14 protein-coding genes are annotated in these 20,000 nt (G+C 34.3%); 6 read left to right on the top strand and 8 right to left on the bottom strand.

Going from position 1 to position 20,000, the window contains the following annotated elements:
• Window positions 1-131: 131 nt before the first annotated feature.
• The 4 genes from carB to HNP90_RS04455 all read left to right on the top strand — a co-directional run bounded on the left by carB (window position 132) and on the right by HNP90_RS04455 (window position 6,369).
• On the top strand, window positions 132-3,377 hold the full coding sequence (gene carB, locus HNP90_RS04440; RefSeq protein ID WP_011976662.1) for a carbamoyl-phosphate synthase large subunit: 3,246 nt from the start codon (window positions 132-134) through the stop codon (window positions 3,375-3,377).
• A gap of 64 nt (window positions 3,378-3,441) precedes the next feature.
• A complete protein-coding gene (locus tag HNP90_RS04445) occupies window positions 3,442-4,509 on the top strand; it encodes an archaeosine biosynthesis radical SAM protein RaSEA (RefSeq protein ID WP_011976663.1) in 1,068 nt (355 codons plus the stop codon).
• Window positions 4,510-4,625: 116 nt separating this feature from the next.
• Window positions 4,626-4,925 (top strand): histone family protein, encoded by a 300-nt coding sequence (locus tag HNP90_RS04450; RefSeq protein ID WP_011976664.1) that lies wholly within the window; start codon window positions 4,626-4,628, stop codon window positions 4,923-4,925.
• A 205-nt stretch (window positions 4,926-5,130) separates the two neighbouring features.
• A complete protein-coding gene (locus HNP90_RS04455; protein WP_011976665.1) occupies window positions 5,131-6,369 on the top strand; it encodes a CBS domain-containing protein in 1,239 nt (412 codons plus the stop codon).
• A gap of 45 nt (window positions 6,370-6,414) precedes the next feature.
• On the opposite strand, the gene HNP90_RS04460 is transcribed toward HNP90_RS04455, so the two are convergent.
• Window positions 6,415-7,821: an aspartate kinase gene (locus HNP90_RS04460; protein ID WP_011976666.1), complete on the bottom strand. Its 1,407-nt coding sequence runs from the start codon at window positions 7,819-7,821 to the stop codon at window positions 6,415-6,417.
• A gap of 154 nt (window positions 7,822-7,975) precedes the next feature.
• Between HNP90_RS04460 and HNP90_RS04465 the strand changes: the two genes are divergently transcribed.
• Together HNP90_RS04465 and HNP90_RS04470 are read left to right on the top strand one after the other, a co-directional pair.
• Complete coding sequence (locus HNP90_RS04465; protein WP_011976667.1) at window positions 7,976-9,454, top strand: (R)-citramalate synthase; 1,479 nt, start codon at window positions 7,976-7,978, stop codon at window positions 9,452-9,454.
• 55 nt (window positions 9,455-9,509) lie between these two features.
• Window positions 9,510-10,310 (top strand): PEGA domain-containing protein, encoded by an 801-nt coding sequence (locus tag HNP90_RS04470; protein ID WP_011976668.1) that lies wholly within the window; start codon window positions 9,510-9,512, stop codon window positions 10,308-10,310.
• A gap of 5 nt (window positions 10,311-10,315) precedes the next feature.
• Here HNP90_RS04470 and HNP90_RS04475 read toward each other — a convergent pair whose 3' ends face one another.
• The 7 genes from HNP90_RS04475 to argS form a co-directional block, all read right to left on the bottom strand.
• A complete protein-coding gene (locus HNP90_RS04475; protein ID WP_011976669.1) occupies window positions 10,316-11,320 on the bottom strand; it encodes an AI-2E family transporter in 1,005 nt (334 codons plus the stop codon).
• Between the two features lie 126 nt (window positions 11,321-11,446).
• Window positions 11,447-13,012 (bottom strand): COG1361 S-layer family protein, encoded by a 1,566-nt coding sequence (locus HNP90_RS04480; protein ID WP_011976670.1) that lies wholly within the window; start codon window positions 13,010-13,012, stop codon window positions 11,447-11,449.
• 1 nt (window position 13,013) lies between these two features.
• Window positions 13,014-14,171 carry an efflux RND transporter permease subunit gene (locus HNP90_RS04485; RefSeq protein WP_011976671.1) on the bottom strand — a complete coding sequence of 386 codons (1,158 nt, stop codon included), beginning with the start codon at window positions 14,169-14,171 and terminating at the stop codon, window positions 13,014-13,016.
• Between the two features lie 80 nt (window positions 14,172-14,251).
• Window positions 14,252-14,854, bottom strand: coding sequence for a TetR/AcrR family transcriptional regulator (locus tag HNP90_RS04490; RefSeq protein ID WP_011976672.1), 603 nt, complete (start codon window positions 14,852-14,854; stop codon window positions 14,252-14,254).
• A gap of 111 nt (window positions 14,855-14,965) precedes the next feature.
• A complete protein-coding gene (locus tag HNP90_RS04495) occupies window positions 14,966-17,098 on the bottom strand; it encodes an ATP-binding protein (RefSeq protein ID WP_011976673.1) in 2,133 nt (710 codons plus the stop codon).
• 12 nt (window positions 17,099-17,110) lie between these two features.
• Window positions 17,111-17,614 carry a hypothetical protein gene (locus tag HNP90_RS04500; protein WP_011976674.1) on the bottom strand — a complete coding sequence of 168 codons (504 nt, stop codon included), beginning with the start codon at window positions 17,612-17,614 and terminating at the stop codon, window positions 17,111-17,113.
• Between the two features lie 122 nt (window positions 17,615-17,736).
• Entirely contained in the window at window positions 17,737-19,437 is a 1,701-nt protein-coding gene (argS, locus tag HNP90_RS04505; protein ID WP_011976675.1) for an arginine--tRNA ligase, read from the bottom strand.
• Window positions 19,438-20,000 lie beyond the last annotated feature (563 nt).

Consider the following 20,000-nt stretch of genomic DNA (forward strand, 5'->3'; position numbering starts at 1 on the left):
TGAAATTATTTCGAGCGGATAATTTAAATATGGGTCTTTGGATATACTTTGACAATTTGAATTTTATATAAGCATAGAGTTTAAAAACGAGAATACCATATTATATGGAAAAGGTATCCTAAGGTGGAATTTTGAAAAGAGAGGATATAAAAAAGGTAATGATTTTGGGTTCAGGCCCCATTGTTATCGGACAGGCTGCGGAGTTTGACTTTTCTGGCTCACAAGCTTGTAAATCTTTAAAGGAAGAGGGAATTTATACAATTTTAGTAAATTCAAACCCTGCAACCATCCAAACTGATACAAATATTGCGGATAAGGTTTATTTAGAACCATTAACCCCAAAAATATTGGAAAAAATCATTGAAAAAGAACAGCCTGATGCAATTCTTCCAACAATGGGCGGTCAGACTGGTTTAAATCTCGCAATGGAACTTTCAAAACGCGGAATCTTGGAAAAACACGGTGTTGAACTTTTAGGTTCAACTGAAAGCGTAATTGAAACTTCAGAAGATAGAGATTTATTCAATAAAGCAATGGAAGAAATTAACCAACCTATTGCAAAATCTGCAGCGGTCCATTCTGTTGAAGAAGCAATTAAAGCTACCGAAGAACTTGGCTACCCTGCTATCGTAAGGCCTGCATTCACCCTTGGAGGAACAGGCGGTGGAATTGCAACTAACGAAGAAGAATTAATTGAAATTACTAAAAAAGGATTGAAATACTCAATGATCAGACAGGTTTTAATTGATCAGAGTCTTTTAGGCTGGAAAGAATACGAATACGAAGTAATGAGAGACAAAAACGATACATGCATTGTTGTATGTAACATGGAAAATATCGATCCGATGGGAATACACACCGGAGAGAGTATCGTAACTGCACCGTCACAGACCTTAAGCGATGAATTCCACCAAAAATTAAGAGATGCTTCATTACAAATTATCAGACACTTGAAAATTGAAGGTGGCTGTAACGTTCAGTTCGCAGTAAACCCCGAAATGACTGATTACGTTGTAATCGAAGTAAACCCGAGAGTTTCGAGAAGCTCTGCACTCGCAAGTAAAGCAACAGGATACCCCATCGCAAAAATCGCTGCAAAAATTGCAATTGGAAGAACGCTCGATGAAATACAAAATGACGTTACAAAAGAAACACCTGCAAGCTTTGAACCAACAATTGACTATGTTGTGGTAAAAATTCCAAGATGGCCTTTTGACAAATTTAGGACTGTTGATAAAAGACTTGGAACTTCCATGAAGTCTACCGGAGAAATCATGGCGATTGGAAGAAACCTTCAAGAAGCTCTTCAAAAAGCAGTTAGAAGTTTAGATATTGGAAGATTCGGATTAATTGCGGATGGAAAAGATAAAGAATACTCAAATTCAGAAATTGTTGATATTTTAGAACATGCGACAGACGAAAGGCTCTTTGTAATTGCTTATGCACTCGATAAAGGCTGGAGCGTTGATGGAATTTGTGAAAGAACTGGAATAAACCCATTCTTCATTGAAAAAATCAAAAAAATTATCGACTGTAAAAAGGAACTCGAAGTAATTTCAAGACTTCCAGTGGATGACGAAAAATTAAAAGAAATCCTTTTAAAAGCAAAATCTTTAGGATTTTCAGATGTTCAGATCTCAAAAATATTTTCAAAAACTGAAAATGAGATAAGAGAGCTTAGAAACAGACTCGAAGTAATTCCGGTTTACAAGATGGTGGACACATGTGCTGCAGAATTTGAAGCTAAAACACCATACTACTACTCGGCATACGAAAGATACTTCGATGAAGAACAAAACGAAAGCGTATCATCAGATAGGAAAAAAGTAATAATTTTAGGTTCCGGACCAATTAGAATCGGTCAAGGTGTGGAATTTGACTATTCAACAGTTCACGCAATTTTTGCATTAAAAGAACTTGGAATTGAAGCAATAATTGTAAACAACAACCCTGAAACCGTAAGTACGGACTACGATACATCGGACAAACTATACTTCGAGCCATTAGTTTACGAAGAAATAATGAATATAATTGAAAACGAAAATAAAAACGGGCAGTTGCTTGGAGTTATCGTCCAGTTCGGTGGACAGACTGCAATTAACCTTGCAATGAAACTCTACAATTCTGGAGTTAATATTTTAGGAACTTCACCTCAATCAATCGACCTTGCAGAGGATAGGGATCAGTTCATACACGTGCTTGAAAAATTAAAAATACCTCAAGCAGATGGTGCAACGGCATTCAGTGAGGAGCAAGCCCTTAAAGTTGTTGAAAAAATAGGATTCCCCGCACTTGTTAGGCCATCATACGTTTTAGGTGGACGTGCAATGCAGATCGTCTACAACACAGAAGATTTAAAAGATTACATGAGAGAAGCAGTTAAAGTTTCATCAGACCACCCGATATTAATTGATAAATTCTTAGAAGAAGCTGTTGAAGTCGATGTGGATGCAGTGTGCGATGGAGAAAGTGTATTCATTGGAGCAATTATGGAACACATTGAAGAAGCTGGAATTCACAGTGGAGACAGTGCTTGTGTAATTCCGCCCCAAACGCTTTCAAAAGAAGTAATTGAAAAAATTGCAGAACATACAACCAAACTTGCACTCGAACTTGGAGTAATTGGCTTATTAAATATCCAGTACGCAGTTAAAGATGGCGTTGTATACATTATCGAAGCAAACCCGAGAGCTTCAAGAACCATTCCATATGTAAGTAAATCGGTTGGTGTGCCGCTTGCAAAAATTGCAACAAATGCGATTATGGGTAAAAAACTAAAAGAAATGGGATACTCTGGACTTGCGAAAGCAAAATATGTAAGCGTAAAAGAAGCAGTCTTTCCATTCTTAAAACTTCCTGGAGTTGACCCGGTATTAAGCCCAGAAATGAAATCAACCGGTGAAGCTATCGGAATTGATCAGGACTTTGGAAAAGCATTTTACAAATCCCAGCTTTCAGCAAACATGGAACTTCCAACTTCTGGAACCGTATTTATCAGCGTAAGAAACAGGGATAAAGACAATATCACAAAAATTGCTAAAAAGTACCACGATTTAGGCTTTGAAATCGTTGCTACAAAAGGAACTGCAAGAGAACTTCGATTATTTGACATTCCAGTAAGGGAAGTTAGTAAAATTTCAGAAAGCATGCAAAACAGCGTTCTCGATTTAATGCAAAAAGGAGAAGTTGATTTATTAATAAACACATCTTCAGGAGATAAAGCTAAAACTGATGGATATTACATCAGACGGGCAGCAGTAGAATTGAACATTCCGTGTATGACCACATTGCAAGGTGCATACGCTGCAATTAAAGCTATTGAAGCAATTAAATCTGGAGAACTTGGAGTTTATTCACTGAATGAACTTGAAAATTAATTAAAACCTAATTATTTTATTTTAAATTTTTTATTAATTTATTTTCTTATTTTGAGGAGATATTATGTCTATGGCTGATTATTTAAAAAATATCCGTGAAAAACATCTTAAAAAACGAAAAGAAAGAAATCCTGACTATCCAATTGCGGTGTGGATTCAAGACGATGTTTTTCGCGATAAATCAATGGGTAAAAGTTTTACAATAATTTTGAGAACAAAGGGCTGTAAATGGGCATACGATAGCGGCGGCTGTACGATGTGTAGCTACTTAATGGACGCGTCACCTGCCGAGATTACTTCTGAAAACTTAAAAAACCAGTTCGAATATGCAGTTGAGAAGTATAAAGATCAATTGAATAAAAATATGTCAATAAAACTTTTCACATCAGGAAGTTTTTTAGATACTTTTGAAATCCCGATTGAAACAAGAGAATACATATTCAAAAGAATCGAAGAAATGGGTGCAAAAGAGGTTGCAATTGAATCAAGAGCTGAATTTGTAACTCCTGAAAATATGCAATCCATAAAAAATATTCTTTCGTGTAACATTGAAATCGGTGTTGGAATCGAAAGTATGAATGAAAAAATAAGAAACGTTGCAATCCATAAGGGCGTTCCAACAAAAACAATTGAAAATGCATTTTCTGTTGCAAAAGAATACGATGTCGGGATAAAAGCATATATTTTAATAAAACCGCCATTTATTTCTGAAAAAGAAGCGATTATTGATTCAATAGATACTGCAAACAAATGCATCGAAATGGGCTGCAGCAGAATTTCTTTCTGTCCTGCATCAATTCACAAAGGAACGTTAATTGAAACCCTTTGGAAAAAAAACCAGTACAGGCCACCATTCCTATGGAGTATTTTAGAAATATTGAAAGAAGTAAAGTCTAAAAACCCGGATGCTCTCGTAATGTGTGACACTGCAGGAGTTTCTTCAAAAAGGGGGGCGCATAACGCTATTGATTGTACCTGTAACGATAAAATAAAAGATATCTTCAACGAATTTACAGTTACTCAGAAAATTGAAAAACTAGATCTCGAGTGCGAGTGCAAAAAACAGTGGATTGAGTACGTAGAATACGAACAAAAAAATATTGTGCCACTTGGCGATGAAAAATTAATTTAATTTCATTTTTTTAAATATACTTTTGTGTTATTTTCCTATTTTTGATTTACTGTTTATATAAGGTTTAAATAATTTAAATTCTATATAATTCTAAAGATAATATAAGAGGTCTTATTATGATACCAAAAGGAACCATTAAAAGAATTATGAAAGAAAATACTGATATGAATGTATCTGCCGAATCTGTCGCAGCATTGGTTGAAATTTTACAGGAAATGGTTGTAACAACCACAAAAATTGCAGAAGAAAATGCTGAAAAAGATAAAAGAAAAACATTGAAAGCAAGAGATATCGAACAGTGCGATGCTGAAAGATTGAGGAAAAAAGTAGTTGAAGTTTCAGAAAGAACTGAAAAAGTCAACATGCTTACAAACGAAATTTTAAATGTTATTGCAAACGAACTCGAAAGATACTAATTTTGGTACTTTTAAACCTTAAAAATTAAACTTGCCCCCCAAAATATAGATTTTAACTTAAAGATATAACTACCCCCATACATCCAAATATTCTTCTTAACCCGTTGAAACGGAGAATTTATCAATACTTTTCGAAATCATATAGGAAATAATATAAAATCTCAAAATCATAATTATACTATGGACTCGAAAAGGGGTGAAGGTCTTGAAAGAGCAAGTAATTGACATAGCCACAAAAGACGTTGTCACAGTAAATCCTGATACACCAATATCAAAAGCTGTTGGAATCATGGAAAATAGAAAGTTCCATAATTTGATAATCGAGAAGGATGATGATATCTATCTCGTGACAATGCATGATTTGCTACTTGGAAACTCTGTACATCAACAGGTTGAAGATCTGATGTTCAAGCCATATTGCGTAAGAATGAATACGCAAGTGCTCGATGCCGCATTTGAAATGATAAACAGTGGTCAAAGAGTAGCCCCAGTTATCAACGAAAATGACAAACTAATCGGAATTATTACGGATTACGACGTCATGAGGTGTGCATCACAGTCAGAGCTTTTGAAAGACGTTAAAATCGATAAAATAATGACGAAAAGCCCCGTCACAATTGATATCGATGAAAGTATCGGTAAAGCAAGAAGTTTGATGATGAAATACAACATCGGAAGACTAATTGTGCTCGATACAGAAGGAAATCCCATGGGAATGGTTACAGAAGATGACATAGTTAAAAAAGTCTTCAAACCAAAAACTAAAATGACTGTTGGAGAACTTACGGGCGACAAAATGCCGAGAATGGCACAGCCTGTATCAATGATAGTAAATAAACCACTTATTACTGCAGATGAAGACGACTCAATTGCTGCAGTAGCAGATTTAATGGAAAAGCAGGACATTAGAGGAGTTCCAATATTTAAAAACGATATATTAAGAGGTATCGTTACAAGACTCGACATTTTAAAATACTTAAGAGATTTAAGGGCCGAATCAATGGTTGAAGTTGAAATTCAGGGCGATTTCGATGAAGACCAAAGAGAACTTGCAGAAAGGATTTTATTTAACGAAATTAAAAAAATTGCCGTTTATTCGAAAAAAATCCACTGGATTAAACTGGCAGTTAAAAAAGAAAGAGATAAAGGTGGAGTTCCATACTATAGTGTAAAAACTTACGTAAAAACTCCAAGAAAGCTTTACGTTGCAGAAGGAAAACCAAAACTTTCGGCAACTAAAAGAATAGAATGGGACGGCGAAGAAATAGAACTAATTGCCGAAAAACAGAGATGGGACTTCATAGAAGTTCTAAAAGATGCGCTTGACTCTGTAAAAAAACAGATGAGTATAGATAGAGAAAAAAGACAATCCAAAGCATTGAACAGCGGTAAAAAAGAAATAATGGCTGAAGAATTTTCTGAAACTCCTGAAAACGAGGAGTAACTTCTCTTTTTTTTATTTTTTAATTAAAAAAATTTAAAAGTTTTTTTAAAAGTTTACTTCATCTTCAACAAATGTTTTGTGAAGTGTTTTTAAACATGATTCAAGCTTGTCTTCGTTGATTACGAATGAGATGTTTGTTTCAGATGAACCTTGTGCAATCATTTTTATGTTTGCGCCGCTTTCTGCAACTGCATCGAATAATTTTCCTGCAATTCCTTTTGCGCCTTTCATTCCTGATCCTACTACGGAAACTACACAGACCTCTTTGTCAAATGTTATATCTTTTACAAGGTGGCATTCTCCAAACTCAGACCTTAATTCTCTAACGCATTTTTTAGCTTCAAGCTCACCATCATAAATTACAATCGAGATGTTTGTTTCAGATGAACCTTGCGTAATCAAAATTACGTTTGCATTTGATTTTCCAAGAACGTTGAAGATTCTTGCAGCAGTTCCGCTCACTCCAACCATTCCACCACCAAATATGTTAATTAAAATCACGTCTTTGATGGTAGTAATTGCTTTTATGACACCATTGCTTGTTTCTGATGCATCAGTAATTAATGTTCCTTCATTTTCTGGTTCAAACGTGTTTTTAATTCTTAAAGGTATTTTTTTCTCCATTACGGGCTCCATTGTTCTCGGGTGGAGAACTTTCGCACCAAAGTATGCAAGTTCCATTGCTTCAATGTAGGACATTTTTGGAATCTTTTTTACATTTTCAACCATTCTTGGATCAGCAGATAAAACACCGCTAACATCAGTCCAGATTTCAACCATGTCTGCCATTAATCCACGACCAACTAACGCAGCTGAATAGTCACTTCCGCCTCTCCCAAGAGTTGTAACGTGTCCTTCTTCAGTTCCTGCGACAAAACCTGTAACTACGGGAATAAATCCATCCCTTAATAAGGGCTCGATTTTGTCAGCAACATCAAGTCTTAAAACTTTTGCACAAGTGAATGTATCGTCGGTAATAATTCCTGCATCCCTTCCTGCAAGGAAAAGCGAGTGTTTACCCATATCCCTTATTGCACCGCTCAAAATTGGAGCTGAAAGCCTTTCACCAAATGAAAGAATAAAGTCTTTTGACTTGGGGGTTAACTCTCCAAGGTATGAAACTCCAACAAGAACTTTTTCTAAGTCGTTTATTGAACTTTGAATCGTTTTTGAAACTTCCACTCTTATATCGTGGTTTTCAATTGCCTGTTCTATTGCAATTTCGTGTTTTCGCCTTAAGTCTTCGATAAAGTTGTTTATTTTTGCAATATCTCGTACATCAAGTGCTTGAGCAGAGATTTCTACAAGCGAATTAGTGACTTGTGTCATTGCAGAGGTTACAACTACAACATCTTTATCTTCATTTGTCTTGTTTACGACGATTTTCGCAACATTCCTTATCCTTTCGCCATTACCAACCGATGTTCCACCAAATTTCATCACTGTAACCAAACAACACCACCTTTTAAATAATAAATTATAATATATTGATTCATAGTCTATACTACAAATATTATGGTTTATCAATTAATCAGTGAAATATTATTTAAACTTATCATTTTAAATTTGGCAAAAATACTGAAAACTAATGGTGTGAGAGGATAAGATGGTTAACATATTCGATACTACATTAAGGGATGGAGAGCAAACTCCAGGAGTTTCGCTATCCCCGAGTGAAAAACTTGAAATAGCAATAAAACTCGATGAACTTGGTGTAAATATTATCGAGGCAGGTAGTGCGATAACCTCAAAAGGCGAAAGAGAAGCAATAAAACTTGTTGCTGAACAGAAACTAAATGCTGAAATATCATCATTTGTTAGAGCTCTTCCTGTAGACATTGATGCTGCGCTTTCTTGCAATGTAGATAGCGTTCATTTAGTTGTTCCTACATCAGACCTTCATATGGAATACAAACTCAGAAAAACCCGTGAAGAAAACTTAAAAGATGCAATGCACGCTGTAGACTATGCTAAAGAACATGGTTTAATTGTTGAACTTTCGGCAGAAGACGCTACAAGAAGCGATGTAGAATTTTTAAAAGAACTTTTCAAAAAAGGGGAAGAGTTAAAAGCGGACAGAATTTGTTTGTGCGATACTGTTGGTATTTTAACACCTGTAAAATCCATGGAACTTATAAAAACAATGAAAGCCGCAGTGACAATTCCAATTTCAATCCACTGTCACAACGATTTTGGAATGGCTACTGCAAATACGCTTTCCGCAATAAGTGCTGGTGCAGACCAGTGCCACGTTACAATCAATGGTATTGGTGAAAGAGCAGGAAACGCATCATTAGAAGAAGTGGTTATGAGTTTAAAGTCACTTTATGATATGGAAACGAATATTCAAACCGAAAAGCTATACAAAATCTCGAGAATTGTTTCAAAATACATGAAACTTTCAGTTCCTGCAAACAAAGCACTTGTCGGTGACAATGCATTTGCCCATGAAGCGGGAATTCACGTAGATGGCCTCATGAAAAGCACTGAAACTTATGAACCAATAGGTCCAGAGGTAGTCGGTAACAGAAGAAAAATCATACTTGGAAAACACAGTGGAAAAGCTGCTTTAAAATATAAATTAGAATTAATGAACATTGGATTAAGCCACGAACAGTTTGAAGAAGTTTATTCAAAAATTAAAGCATTTGGCGATCTTGGAAAATACATCAGCGATGTAGATTTAAAAACAGTAATAAGCCAGGTTCAGGGTGTTGAACTCGAAAGAAAAGTAATTCTCGATGAGATTACGGTGATGTCTGGAAACAAGGTATCTCCTCTTGCATCAATAAATTTAAAATTTGCAAACGACTGCAATATCAAAGACAATATCAGAGAAGCCGCATACGGTCTTGGTCCGGTTGATGCTGCAATAAATGCAGTTAAAAAAGCACTTACAGGTGTTGCTGACATTGAACTTGAGGATTACAGCGTTCGTGCGATGACTGGAGGTACTGATGCTTTAATCGAAGTAGTCGTACATTTAAGAAAAGGAAACGAAGTTGTTGAAGTCAGAAAAGCGCACGGAGACGTTGTCATGGCATCAGTTGAAGCTATGATGGATGGAATTAATTTATTGATTTAAAATGAACCATAACTTTTTTTAAACTTTTAAAATCATATATCTAAACGTGATAATCATGTTTAAAAAATCAGCATTTATTCTTTTATTGTGTATTATTTTAAATATCGCTTCAGTTTCTGCAATCCCATATCTTGATGCAGAAATATCTTCTCCAGAAATCGAAAGAGGAACTATTGAAAAGATTTACGTTGAAGTTGAAGAAATAAGCGGAACTTCTAATGCATACAACATTACCATAATTCCCGAAATTTATGACGATAATGTGAAAATCAGCCCTGAAAACATTGAAATTCCAACCCTTAACGATGGAACAATTGTTAAAGTATCATTTAAAATCGATGCTTCAAAAAATACTGAACTTGGTGAAAAATCCGGAAAAATTTTTATAGAGTATTATGATTTCGATTCAAAAAATGACGAATATGTGGGTCCAAAATCAATTCAGAAATCTTTTACATACGAAATTATCGAAGGTTATGGAATATATTCAATAAATTCGAACCCTGAAAATATATCCGTTTACCTGAATGGAAATTATGTTGGAAACACACCTTTAAACGTATCGATTAAAGAAGGGAACCACTTTTTAAGGCTTTCTTCTGAAATTTTTGGAAACTACTCTGAAAAAATCACTGTAAAGGTAGGTGAAAGCATTAATCTTTTTAAAAATTTTGAAAAAATAGAAAATTTAGAGAATGTTTCAAAAAATATAATTATTTCAGAACATAACTCAAAAAATGTTTCTGAAGTTTTTGAAATTTCAAAAAATATTAGTTTTAAGGGTATTTTAGTTTATTTTGGATTCCTTTTGGTTGCATTATTAATAATATTTGCAGTTTCAAAAAATAAATATTAAAAATATTACTTTTCCCTATTTTCAATACTTTTCCTAACTTTATGGATTGCATACACGGTCGCAACAATTATTGGGCCGATTGCAAGTCCCGGTATTCCAAATACCAATGGACCTATTAAAAATGCAATTAATACAAATGCAGGATGCAAATCTCCATCTTTTGAAATCACACGTGGCCTTATTGCAAAATCAGGTGCTAGTGATAGGAATATAATTCCAAACAATCCCAAAAGTATTCCTTTAACAATTTCTCCAGTTAACAGGTAATATATCGTAAGTGGAACGTATATTGTCCAACCGCCAACAACAGGCAAAATATTGAGTATTCCTGAAAGTGCACCAAGTGTAATCGGGTTTGGAATACCAATAAGCCAATACCCAATTATGGAAATAAATCCCACAATTACGGATGTAACAGCGTTTCCGATGAATAATGTCTTTAATGCCTTATGTATCTCATTTAAAAATATTTTTGCATTTTCTTTCTTTTCCGTTGGAACATAAAGCATGAAGCTATCTTGCATTCTATCCCCATCTTTCAAAAAGTAAAATGTCATGAATGAGAGGAATAACAGTTTCATTAATAGCGAGGGAATTGCAGAAATTTGCGTTGCTGCACTATCAAGCAGTGGTTTTGAAAGACTCCAGATATCAGAAACCGGTTTTGAAACTTCAGGCCCATCTACTCTCAGATAACCCATATCATTTAAAATTGGAGTAACTTTTGAAATAATATTTTCAATATCCAGTGAAAGTAAAAATGTTACAACGTCTTCAGCAACCAAAATAACCAAAAGTAACGATGGAATCACGATTCCTAGAAGGCAGATTATTGCACCATACGTTTTACCAAATTTTGGTCTTAAAACATCATATAGGGGTTTTGTCATGTACGCAACTGCAACTGCGAGAGCAATAATTCCAATAAACGGCCATAACATATAACTGAGTGCAAAAAATGAAAATATTATAAATCCACGGGCTAATATATCGTATTCATTATTGTTCAAAATTACCAGTCCTCGAAATAGATTTCAAAATTACTCGTTACTATTGAATTAGATTACAATTAAATAAACCTAATTGATTGAACATTAAAAATTAAAAAAATAGGAACTTAAAAAATTTAGAAAAGATTATTCAGTTTGTTCTTTTCCTTTTTTTCTTTTAAGGTACATATAGTATCCCACACCAGCAACAAGTATCAATACTACTAAATAAACTACTGTCGAGTTGCTTCCGCCTTCAACATTTACCCTTATGGTTTTTTGTGAAATATATACGTTGTCGTCACCTTGTTCAGAGTCTCCAACGCTTCTAACTTCTACGGTAATTAAATACTCTTTATTTGCTGCGTCTGAATCTACGTCAATTATTAACTGTCCTTCACCGGATTCATTAGTATCAAGTGTCCCAATTGAATCAGTTTTTTGAGTATACTCAAATGGTTGAGCAGTATTTTTAATTGCAGTTATTTTTACACTTTCAGCTTTTTCTGAGCCGATGTTTTGAAGTGTCAGCGTGATTGTGTTTTCGTCCCCTGCTTTCAAGGTGTAGGTTTCGGGAAGGATTTCAAGTACAGGTTTTGGTTTAATGTATAAATCAATATATTCGAGTTCAGAATGTTCTTCATCAAATACATCCATGTAGGTAATATTTAATGGAACTGAGTAGTGCCCTGATTGTGCATCCTTATCTACATCGATATAGAATATTGCTGTTTTCGTGTCACCAGAATTTAATATTCCGATATTTTTGAAGTTTGAATTACTCCAGGAATCGGTAAATGGATCTTCTGAAAGTAAATCAATTTCAACGTTTTTAGCTTCACCGTGTCCGTTGTTTGTTATATCAACGTCAATTTTTACGTAAGTTTCCTGAGCTTTTATTTCAGTCGGGTCAGTAATTACATTTGAAATTCCCAAGTTAATATCTCCTTCGACGATAAAACCGATGTTTATTACTTCAAAGTTTTCTGTTCCATCTTCATCAATCCATGAAAGAGTTGCAGGTATTAAATATGAGCCTTCAGTTGTATCACCACTTGCGTGTAAACTAACTGAAAGTAATTTGGTAACATCAGGACTCAGACTTCCGAGGTATAATTTAGTCGTATCTACGGGATTTATGAGGCTGTTTGATCCGATTGTTAATGTTGCCTGTTTTGCAGTTCCAGTTCCTTTGTTTGTTACTTTAAGTTGAACGTCTTCAGTTTTTGCAGGGGTTAATGTAACCCCATATGAATTAATTTCAAAGTTTGCAAGGCCATATACGGGAATATAGTAAACTTTTGTGAATGATCGTGTAGTTACTACTTTGTCTCCGTTTTTATATTCTACAATATCATAAGAAACTTTGACGTCAAACCGGTAATCTCTTGATGATGCGTCTTCATTTATGTGTAATTTAAAGTATGCTGTATCACTTTCCCCTTCAGCCAAAGTAGATATTGTATAAACTCCTTTTGTCGGGTTTACTTGCTTTATTTCAAAGGGATATTTTGAATCTACAGTTATCCTTAAATCTTCAATTTTTTCATCTGAACCTTCGTCATTTGTGACATCAATCCATACATCAACGTCATCTCCAGGGTGGATAACTGTTGGATTATACTGTGGCTCGTCAATTTCAAGTGCTGAAACTGCAGTTGTGATAATTGACAAAAGCCCAATTGCTAAAATTATTTTTGATAATTTACTCATTTTATTCACCTTTTAATTTTAAGGTAAGTTTATTGAGGAATGGTCTTGTGTGTCTTTCTTCAATTACGATTAATGGAGGTAATAAACAGATAACTGCAGCCATACAGAAGAATATACCTAGTGTACAGACTTTACCCATATTTGACATCATTGATAATGGCGCAATTGTTAATGCAGCGAAACCTGCCATTGTAGTTACAGTAGTTACTAAAACTGCACTTCCCGTACTTACTACTGCAATGTTTATCGCTTCTTCTAAGGATTTTCCTTCTCTGAGTTCTTCTTCATACCTGTGATACAGGTGCACCCCATAATCGATACCAAGCCCCAATAGTAGGGAACCCATAACTGATGTTGCAGTATCCATTGGAATACCAAATATTGCCATTGCACCTGCAGCCCATACTACTGCAACTATAACTGGAATTAAAGGCAGTATTGATTTTACGAAATTTCTAAAGTACAATAATAATATTGTAAATATCGCTAAAAGTGAAGCGGCTCCAGTTACTGCCTGGCTTTCATCCATCATTCTTCGGATAAGTTCACTTAACGCAGGCGTACCTGTTGTAACCACTTCAACTCCAGGGGGAATTGGAGATTCTTCCAATCTTGCATTTATTTCTTTAACGAGTTTCTTTTTATCCTCAGTTCCTGCATCGGTTGTTGCGTAAACTACGACCATTGAGTAATCGTCGTTAAATATTCCGTTTTTTGAACTTTCGGGTAAATTTTGATATATTGTCTTTACTGTTGCAATATCATTTGGAATAACATCGTTGTTATACGCCCTTAAAACGTCCACTTTTGAACTAACAGACGTTACCATATCCATGCTTCCAATATCCTGTTCTAAAAAGTCCACAAGTTCTAAAACTCGCGGATCACGGATATCAGTTACTTTTTCAGAGCTATCGGAGGCTACAAGTTTTATCCCGAGCATTACTGTCTCAGTACCGCCAAACTCATCCCTTATTTCGTTCATAGATACGATTACAGGATCATCTTGCGGAACCATTTTTTCGTAATCTGTCTGAGACTCAACACCAGTAGCCATGAAAGCCATGAATATTGTGAGGACGATAACAACTGCAACAACCACAAATGGTCGTTTTTCTGATGCTTCAGCTATTTTCTGTAAGATTTTTTCGGCTTTCATCAAATCACCAGTATTTAAAAATACCTACCGGAAGGTATTTAATTGGATGTGGAAAACATATTTTATATTTTTCATGAGGTTTATTTTTTTATTCGACTCCACAATCGTTCAATAGTCCTATTTCCATATTCGTAAGATTCGTCAATTAATTTTAACCGCCTTAAATTTGAATAACCTTCGATAATTGCAACAATTTCTAACGAAAGTTCTTTTGAATCGATATCATCTAATATCTCTCCATTTTTCTTGGCGAGTTCTATCTTATTTTTCAGAATTGAATACATCATTTTAGTATGCATTGTAAAGTCCATATCTTCTGGACCGTACTGAATTGAATCCAGTATAAATCTCGATTGAAATTCTGGAAAGAACCTAATGTCTTTAAGAGTTAATTCGAGATATTCTGCAATTTCATGCATTACTATTTCAGAATTTTCAAAATAATTCTTCAACAAATTTTCTAATGAAGGTTCTTGCTCCATTTTTGTCAAAAGTGACATAAATTTAGATTTAAAATACTCGGCCATTTCTACAAAAAGTTCATTTTTATCTTTAAAATGGTGGTAAATACCACCCTTAGTAATACCTGATTTTTCAGCTATTTCGTTTAAAGATGTTTGATTATAGCCTTTTTTAAGAAACAACTTTGCTGCATTTTGCACTATTTTTTCTCTTGTACTCATGATACCATACCTACCAGAAGGTATGTAATTTACATCGACTTTTAGATATATAAACTTATCTGAAAAAATGACAAAATAAAAATTAAAAAAGATTTAATTTTAGAAATAATTTTAAGTTAACCTGTAATATCCATATTTGGGACTGAAAACGTCTGCACTCTTTTTTAATTTTAAAAGGAGGTCTGATACTTCCTTTTCTGAAATTTGAAATTCTGAAGCTTTTTCTACAATATCATCTTCATCTGCCAGACCACTAGTACTTAAAACTGAGAGCTCCCGAATAATATCCACTATTCTATCCATTTTATCCATTTTGGATTTTGGAAGTTCACCCATTCCCTTATCTATATCGAATTTCCCGGTTTCTGGATCGTATGCAACCTGCTTCAAACATTCTTCAATTATATCAATTGCAATTTTGGCATCTTTTTCTTCAACTTCCCTTGAAAGCCTTGCTTTTGCATGCATTTCTGAAATCCTTATTGCAGCTTCGAGCTGTCTTGCAGTAACGGGAACTGGATTATTTCCTTCTCCAAGCTTTCGCATGTCAACGTAATAATCCCGGATTAATTTTTTCGCATCTTTTGAAAGCGGAGGACTTTTTATTTTCTTTTCATCAACTTCTCCAGCATACAAATGGTGATTTTCATCAAAATATGCGCATGTTCTCGCATAAATTATGTAATTTTTAATTAAATTTTCATCGACAGTTATTCCATCGACTTCGATTGAACCAAGCACTTTTGAATAATTTTTCGTTGCAGTTTCAACGTGGGTATCAAGTATGTGTTCTGCAATTTCTGCATCCCGTCTTCTATCGGGTGAATCCTTTAATGGGAATATTAAATCAAAACGACTCAACAATGGTGCCGGAATTCCGATCTGTTCAACTACGCCCATGTTTCTATCAAATCTTCCCCGTTTTGGATTACAGGCTGCAAGAACCGCACATCTTGCTGGAAGTTTTACGTTAATTCCCCCTTTATTCACGTGTATTGTTTGGGACTCCATTGCCTCTAAAATGTATTTCATGACATTTTTATCAACAGTTAATTCATCGATGCATGCAGTTCCCTCATTTGCACGAACAAATACTCCAGGTTTTACAACCCAGCCATCACCAATTTCAGTGGCTTCCCTTACAACGTTTGCAGTTAATCCACCACCTGTTGCAGTTGTAACTGAGGCATAAGAATTTTGAGGGAATAACCTTGAAATTTTTCTAAGCATTGTAGATTTTCCAATTCCTGGATCTGTAATTAATAAAATGTGGCTGTCTTTTCTAAGTTCTGATCCATCTGGCAAAAATTTAGTACATGCTTTTACCTGCTGTAAAAATATCGATTTTTTTACTAAATCGTAACCTTTAATTTGGGGGATTAAGTAATTTGAAAGAATATCAATTATATTTTCTTTTTTTCCAAGCTCATCTAACGTGTTTATCAAATCGTAGTTGTTTATAATATCTTTTACTTCGATTTTTTGGAAGCTTTCGCCAAGTTTTACGTAGTTACTTTTTGCATAAATTTCAAACACAGGCATATTTGGACGGGTAAGTTTTTTCATGACTGTTCCAACAACATCCACCCTTCCAGAATAAATCCCATCCGAATTTTCTAAAAAAACACGAATACTTCTTGGAGGATCGTCAGGATTTCTCATCAAATCAATTGGCTGCTGTATTTCAAGTTCTTGAATATTTACATAAGCAGAACTGTCGTAATCAATTGACATCTCGCTTCTACAGTTCTGATTTTTACAGTAACTTCTTGGCTGTTCAAAATAATCGTGAACTGTTTTGTAAGAAATTTCCCCACAAGCTCGGCAAACAAAACATGCCTTTTTTAATAATGCGCAGACTTTTGCCGCTTTTATGATATTTCCTTCAAACTTAACGAGCCTGTTCATTTCTGAAGACGTTATTTCATCGATTTTTTTGTCACACCCGAGCGGATTTTTAAATGCAATCTGTGTTTTTTCTAGTTCCTTTTTAATATGGTCATCTTCACCAAAAAGCTCCATGTAAGCATCTTTAAATATATACAAAAGAGGATCTTCAACCAATTTTGGATTTTCAATAATTTGATCGTTTATATCACAAGAATCAGAATAATTTTTTAAAAAATCGCCTATATCAAATTCAAAAACGTTATTTTTAACCATCTTTTGTGAAATCTGGTCTTTCATGTATTTCTTTAATTTATCGCCGTAAAAAGTTAAAAAAACTTCTTCATCAAATTCCATTTTATCACAAAATTAATTTTGTAAAGTAAAATCATATTTTTTAAGTCTTGAAATCACTTCTTCAAAATCCTGCCTGTTTTTAGCTTTTATATCCTTCTTTTGAGGGAATTTAAGAATTACTTCATCAAATAAAGATTTATTTGCAGGCGTTTTCATTGGATAGTGATATCGGTATATACAATTTATCCTTGCAGTTATAAATTCGGATAAATAGTCCATGCATGCTTTTATTGCCATTGATTCGTCTGACAAAAGAGAACCTGACTTTTTAGATTTTAAATAAGAAATTCCCACAATTATTTCTTCGAGATTGCATTTTAAAAGTTCTTTTGACTTCTGCTGCTCTCGCTTTAATTCATATAAGTATATTGCAAGATCCTGTAAATTTGTCCACGGAAGATCAAAATTTATTCTTTCTTCGTCCCCTTCAGTCAACATCCAGAGTGGAACGTGTCTTTCGTTTACAACTACTTCGTATTCAGTACATTTTAAAAATAAAATATCATAAACGTCCATTTTTTTCACAGCGATTATTGTAATGATTATAAAATGAGAATTTAATATCTATTTTATTTAATATAAATCTTCATGTGACTATCAATTGAATTTAAAAAATAAAAACAGAAAAAAGTTAAATTTTACATCTTTCCAGGCATTTCTATACCCAAAAGATCGAGAGTATTTTCCAAAACCATTTTTGTATTGTTTACAATTGCGATTCTTGAATTTTTGATTATTTGATTTTCTTCTTTTAAAACCGGACAGTTTGCATAGAATTTATTGAACCCTTGTGCAACATCGAGTACATAATTTGCAACGATCTGTGGTTTTCTAACTTCTGCTGCTTTTTCAACGATTTTTGGTAATTTTGAAAGCAATTTTACAATTGTTTTCTCATTTTCGTTCATTTCGTATGCAAATAAATTATCATTTGAAATAATTTCAACATTTTCCAAAATTCTCGAACATCTTGCATGAGCGTACTGGATAACTGGACATCCAACTTTTTCAAAGTCGAGTGCTTCGTCCCACCTAAATACCATTGGTTTTTCGGGTGCAATTCTAACGATATTGTACCTTACAGCACCAACTGCAATTTTTTTCGCGATTTCTTCAATTTCTTCTTCACTTTCGGCAACGCCTCTTTTTCTAACTTCTTCAGCAGCTCTTGATTTTGCTTCTTCAAAGAGTTCGTCCATACTGATGAATCTACCTCTTCTCGTACTCATTGAGCCTTCTGGAAGGGAAATAAATTCGTAAAATACAACCTCAGCTTCGTTGTATCCCAAAAGCGCTAAAGTCTTGTTAACCATTACCGCAGTTAATTTATGGTCTGCCCCAAGCAAATTCACTGCAAAATCGCAGTTTTCCATTTTATTAATGTGGTATGCGATATCTCTTGTTGAGTAAAGACTTGTTCCATTCAATCTTGCTAAAACCAGCTTTTTCTCAAGTCCGTAATCTGAAAGGTCGAGTCTGAAAACTTCATCTTCAACAACCTTTCCAGTATCCATTAATCTTTTTATTACTTCCCTAACCATTCCGCTTTTTACAAACTCGCTTTCCCAGACGAATTTATCGTGGTAAATATTTAGTGTGGAAAGTGTTTCTTTGAATCCACCTAATGAATAATCAACCGCATTTTTAAATTTTTCAGTTAATTCATTTTCAATTCCTGCTTCACAAGCTTCTTCGTAATTTTTCATTAAATTTAGAATTTCCTGCTCGAGTTCTTCGTTTTCAGCAAGCAATTTGTTTGTTTCAACGTAAACTTCACCAATTGCGTGGTCTGCTTTTTTGGATTTATCGAGTTCAAATTTTTCATTTCCAAAAACAACGATTGCTTCTTGCCTACCCATATCATTTACATAGTACTGTGTTTCTACGTCGTATCCAGATGCTACAAGTATTCTTTTTAAGCTATCCCCAATAACCATGTTTCTTCCGTGGCCAATGTGGAAAGGACCGTTTGGATTTGCGGAGGTGTGCTCTAAAATTACTTTTTCGTGTCTTTTTTCGAGTTTTCCAAAGTTTTCTTTTTCATCGATTATTTTTGAAACTGTTTCTTTTGAAAAATCTGAATAATTCATGAAAAAATTGATGTATCCATTTACAGCTTCGATTTTTTCAATTCCTGAAATATTTAATGAATTTGCAATATCTTCTGCAATCACTTTTGGAGCTTTTTTCAGGTCTTTTGCCAATCTAAATGAAATATTTGTTGAGTAATCTCCCATGTTTATTGCAGGCGGTTCGTCAAGTCTTATATCCATCTCATTTCCGGTTAATTCCTCTACCTTGTCTTTTAAGGTCGTTATTATCAAATTTTCAACGTCCATAATCTGCCTCGCCTTGTGTTTCTATTTTAAGTTCTTAAGTCTTATATCATGCAATAACATATATTCATGGCTTTTAAATATATATAATTAAACACGAAAAAGATGTACTGTTCATTTAGATAATATAAACTTAATCATGGGGCAAACCCGGTTAGATGTAACACCCGTACAATAGAGATAAATGACCAGATTTAAAGGTTCAAATTCCCCGATTTGATTAAAACGGATGGAAAACGCTTATTTAATTTAAGGCTATTTTTAGAAATAAAGCAATATCTGACGATTAATTGTATAAAAACAGGTTATTTTTAATATATTTAAAATGGGCTTCTTTTGGAAACCCTTATTTTTTTTCACATAAAGGTCGCCTATCTATTAATATCCCTGACGGGAGGGTGTTCCAAGTGGCTCGCCTCACACCTTTTTCTAGGTGTGGGCTTTCCACACAATTTGGGAGAATGACCACAGAACACCTAAGTCTGAGGTATAGCGGATTTATGAATGGCTTCGCCATTTATTCATTTAAGAATGCGTTAAAGTAATCGATTAAAAATGATTCGATT

This window comes from Methanococcus maripaludis, from assembly GCF_013760955.1.
Classification (GTDB): domain Archaea; phylum AGJL01; class Methanococci; order Methanococcales; family Methanococcaceae; genus Methanococcus; species Methanococcus maripaludis_A.